Genomic DNA, 4,087 nt, shown 5'->3' on the forward strand with positions numbered 1-4,087 from the left:
GCGATCAGCCGCAGCATGTCTCGAATTCTGCACTAGAACGGCGGGGGCCGATTGCGTTCGGCGACGAATGCATCGTTGAGCGCACGTTCGGCCTTGATGCTTTGGTGCCGTTGTTGCGCACGCGTGCGCTGACGCGTGGGCATGCTCGGACCACGGCTGACCGTTCGGGGGTCTGGCCGATCGGGGTCAGGTCGCGGCGGCGGAAGCGCTGCGGTGGTGGTGTCCCAACCGGGGAAGTACATGCTTCCAGCCGGACGGGTGACGTAGACGGCGCCGGTCGGAGAAGTCCAGACGACCGTGCCATCGGGCAGCTGACAGTCTCTCCAGCCACCCGGCCCGCCCCAGAAGGTCTTGACCAAGTGTTGTTTTCGGCACAGACACTTGAGGTTGGACGGATGGGTGGGCCCAATCGGGTACGGGATCGTGTGGTCGAGGTCGCAGCGCTCGGCTGGCACGTCGCAGCCGGGGAATCTACAGGTCAGGTCTCGGTTCCGGACGAACCGCTGCAACGCGGTCGATGGCCGGTAGCCGGGTTCGGCGGACAACGCGTCGGCGGCAAGCAGCGGGCGGACGGGCACGCCCATGCGGATGAGTTCGGCCAACAACGGGGCGGGCAACACACCACCACCAGCGATCACACCGGCCGGTCGAGGAGCCGACCCCGGCGGTTCCGGATCGGGCGCGAGGGCATCGGCCGGGGTGGCATCGCGCGTGACGCGCTGTTGTGGCGGCTGTCCCGACAAGTGCGCATCAGGCGGACCCTCGACGGATGACGCCTCGGCGAGCACGTGAATGACGACGACCGCGGCACGCGAATCATCGCCGGCCGCCGGGCAATCCGTGTTCCCGCACGCGCAGGCCAGGGTGTCGCCGCCCGCGCCAAGCGTGCCGAGTGCGTCGGCGCGGCGCTGGCCCAGCGTGCGGGGGTCGTCGTCACATACGGCGCGGGCCATGTCGTCCAGCCTGCGGCGCAGCACGGCGGCGTCCGTGGCGAACAGCCGTCCCCATAGCGAGGCCGTACCCGTGGCATCTTGACGGTCACCGATCTGGACGTCCCGGCTGCGGGCGGCGCACCGGAAACGGCGCAGTGCGCCGGCGTCGTGTCGCTCGACAATGAGATCGACGGCCTCTTCGAGCTTGGCCACCGAGAGCGGGCCCCATCGGCTGACCCGCGCCGCGATCTCCTCGTCGACCAGGTCCAGCACCTCGTCCTCCAGGATGAGCTGCGTGCGCCACGTGACGGTCGACGCGAGGCGATGGCTGATGTCACCTGCCAAGAAGAGCGCAGCGACGCGCGGCAGGCGATCGCGCAGCGCCACCGCCTGGTGCATCTGAGCCGACGCCGCGCGATGGCTGATCGTCTGTGCGGCAGCGACTTCGGCGGCTGCGAAATCCCATGCATCACAAGCCCAGTGCGCCTGCTTGCCGTCTTCGTCCGGCCGCCGGCGGACCAGTTCGGCGATCGCGGCCAGCCGACGGGCAGCCGCGGCCGCCTCGACCCGTGCCCAGCCCGCGATCGCCGCCGCCACGCTGGCGTCGTCGGCATCCCTGAGGGCATCGGGCCCTGGCAACGATTCATCGAACACATGTGCGAATTTACTGCCGCCACCAGACGCCGACACCGACGCCGCACCCTCCAACCGACCGCCCTGTGGATGAAATCCGGACTGTGGATAAGTTGCTTCTCGATGAGTGAAACGGTTGCCGACGCCCGGGGAAGCCTGTTTGGTGTGCTCACGATGAAGGACGCGACGTGACAGGGCCGCAGCGCGACAACGTGCTCATCGTGCACTGGCACGACCTCGGCCGCTATCTCGGCGCCTACGGTCACGCCGACGTGTCGAGCCCCCGCCTTGACCGACTCGCCGCCGAGGGCATCCTGTTCACCCGCGCCCATGCCACCGCTCCCCTGTGCTCGCCGTCGCGCGGCTCGCTGTTCACCGGGCGCTACCCGCAGAGCAACGGCCTGGTCGGCCTGGCCCACCACGGCTGGGAGTACCGCGCGGGTGTCCGCACCCTGCCGCAGCTGTTGTCCGAATCCGGCTGGCACACAATGCTGTTCGGCATGCAACACGAGACCTCGTTCCCAGCGCGGCTCGGCTTCGACGAGTACGACGTGTCAAACTCGTACTGCGAGTACGTGGTCGAGCGCGCCACTGGATGGCTGCGGGACGCTCCGCAACAGCCGTTCCTGCTCACCGCCGGGTTCTTCGAGACGCACCGGCCCTATCCGCGGGACCGTTACGAACCGGCCGATCCGGATGCGGTGCGCCTGCCCGACTACCTGCCTGACCTGCCCGACGTGCGCGAGGACCTGGCCGACTTCTACGGCTCGATCTCGGTGGCCGACGCAGCGGTGGGCCAACTGCTCGACACCCTCGCCGAGACCGGGCTGGACCGCACCACCTGGGTCGTGTTCCTCACCGACCACGGCCCTGCGCTGCCGCGGGCCAAGTCGACGCTGTACGACGCGGGCACGGGCATCGCGATGATCGTGCGGCCGCCGACGCGGCACGAGACGACGGGCCGGGTGTACGACGACCTGTTCAGCGGGGTCGACCTGGTGCCCACGGTGCTCGGTCTGCTGGGGCTGCCGAACCCCGACGACGTCGAGGGACTGTCACACGCCGCGAATGTGCTCGATGCGATTTCCCATTCGGTGCCGGTCCGCGGCGAGGTTTATACGACGAAGACGTATCACGATTCCTTTGACCCGATTCGCGCGATCAGAACAAAGGAATTCAGCTACATCGAGAATTACGCGACGCGGCCACTTCTGGATCTACCCCTCGACATCGAGGAGAGCGCACCGGGCAGGGCCGTCGCCCCACTCAGTTCCGGACCCCGCCCGGAGCGGGAGCTGTACGATCTGCGGACCGATCCGACCGAGCGCGACAACCTGTTGACCGGTGCCGTGAGCAGCGCAGCGGACGCCATCGCCAGCGAGATGGCTCTGCTGCTCAACGACTGGCGCCAGAAGACCAACGACGTCATCCCGTCCGAGTTCGCCGGCACCCGCATATCGGCCAGATACACCGAAACGTATGCGCACATAAACGAAAACCGACTGCCGAGCCGCTCCGCAATTGCCGCCGAGCGCGGTATCGCAGATGACGTCAGCACACGGCAATAGTTCCGCTCATCGCGAATTTAAAGTGAGCGCCATGGGCGGATCTGCACTGCATTTTCGTATTGGTTACGCTCTCGCGCATGGCAGCCCGCCCGTCGGCCTATCTGGTGCTCGCGTCTCAGCGCAGCGGCAGCACCCTGCTGGTCGAGTCGCTTCGCGCAACCGGTGTCGCCGGTGAGCCGCAGGAGTTCTTCCAGTACCTGCCCAAGACCAGCCAGTCGCCGCAGCCGCGGGAATGGTTCGCCGACGCGGGCGACGATTCGATTCTGCGACTGCTCGACCCGCTCGACGAGGGCAAGCCCGACCTTGCCCCGCCCGAGATCTGGCGGGACTACATCCGCACCGTCGGCCGCACCCCGAACGGCGTATGGGGCGGCAAGCTGATGTGGAATCAGACGCCGCTTCTGTTGCAGCGCGCGGCGGGCCTGCCGGACCGTTCGGGTGAGGGGCTGCTCTCGGCGATCCGCGACGTCGTCGGCTCGGATCCTGTTCTGGTGCATGTGTATCGACCCGACGTGGTCTCACAGGCGGTGTCGTTCTGGCGCGCGGTGCAGACCCGGGTATGGCGCGGCAGGCCCGATCCCGTCCGCGACGCCCGTGCCGAGTACCACGCGGGCGCCATCGCACACGTCATCACCATGCTCCGGGCCCAGGAAGTGGGCTGGCGCAACTGGTTTGCCGAGGAGAACGTCGAACCGATCGAGGTGCCCTACCCGGTGCTGTGGCGCAACCTCACCGACATCGTCGGCACCGTGCTCGACGCGCTCGGCATGGATCCACGGCTGGCACCGGCGCCGGTGCTGCAACGTCAGGCCGATCAACGCTCCGACGAATGGGTAGACCGATACCGCGCCGAGGCCGAACGAGAGGGGCTGCCAATATGACGACCGTCGCCGAGGACACCCGTCACGTCGAGGAGCTGCGGCTGCTGGAAGCCGAGTCGGTGCACATCATCCG

General features: G+C 67.9%; 3 protein-coding genes. 2 read left to right on the forward strand and 1 reads right to left on the reverse strand.

The features are described from left to right. Positions 1-32: 32 nt before the first annotated feature. The gene (locus tag QOC69_RS11895; protein ID WP_526439619.1) at positions 33-1,586 is read right to left on the reverse strand and encodes an HNH endonuclease signature motif containing protein; all 1,554 of its coding nucleotides are present in this window, start codon (positions 1,584-1,586) and stop codon (positions 33-35) included. 167 nt (positions 1,587-1,753) lie between these two features. Between QOC69_RS11895 and QOC69_RS11900 the strand changes: the two genes are divergently transcribed. Further along, positions 1,754-3,133, forward strand: coding sequence for a sulfatase family protein (locus QOC69_RS11900; RefSeq protein ID WP_526439621.1), 1,380 nt, complete (start codon positions 1,754-1,756; stop codon positions 3,131-3,133). Between the two features lie 77 nt (positions 3,134-3,210). Continuing rightward, the gene (stf0, locus tag QOC69_RS11905) at positions 3,211-4,014 is read left to right on the forward strand and encodes a trehalose 2-sulfotransferase (RefSeq protein ID WP_526439623.1); all 804 of its coding nucleotides are present in this window, start codon (positions 3,211-3,213) and stop codon (positions 4,012-4,014) included. Positions 4,015-4,087 lie beyond the last annotated feature (73 nt).

Source organism: Mycobacterium sp. (assembly GCF_032162105.1).
In the GTDB taxonomy this organism is placed as follows: domain Bacteria; phylum Actinomycetota; class Actinomycetes; order Mycobacteriales; family Mycobacteriaceae; genus Mycobacterium.

Coding starts and splice junctions, on each gene's coding strand:
- stf0 (WP_526439623.1), top strand. CDS start 3,211: ATGGCAGCCCGCCCGTCGGCCTATCTGGTGCTCGCGTCTCAGCGCAGC.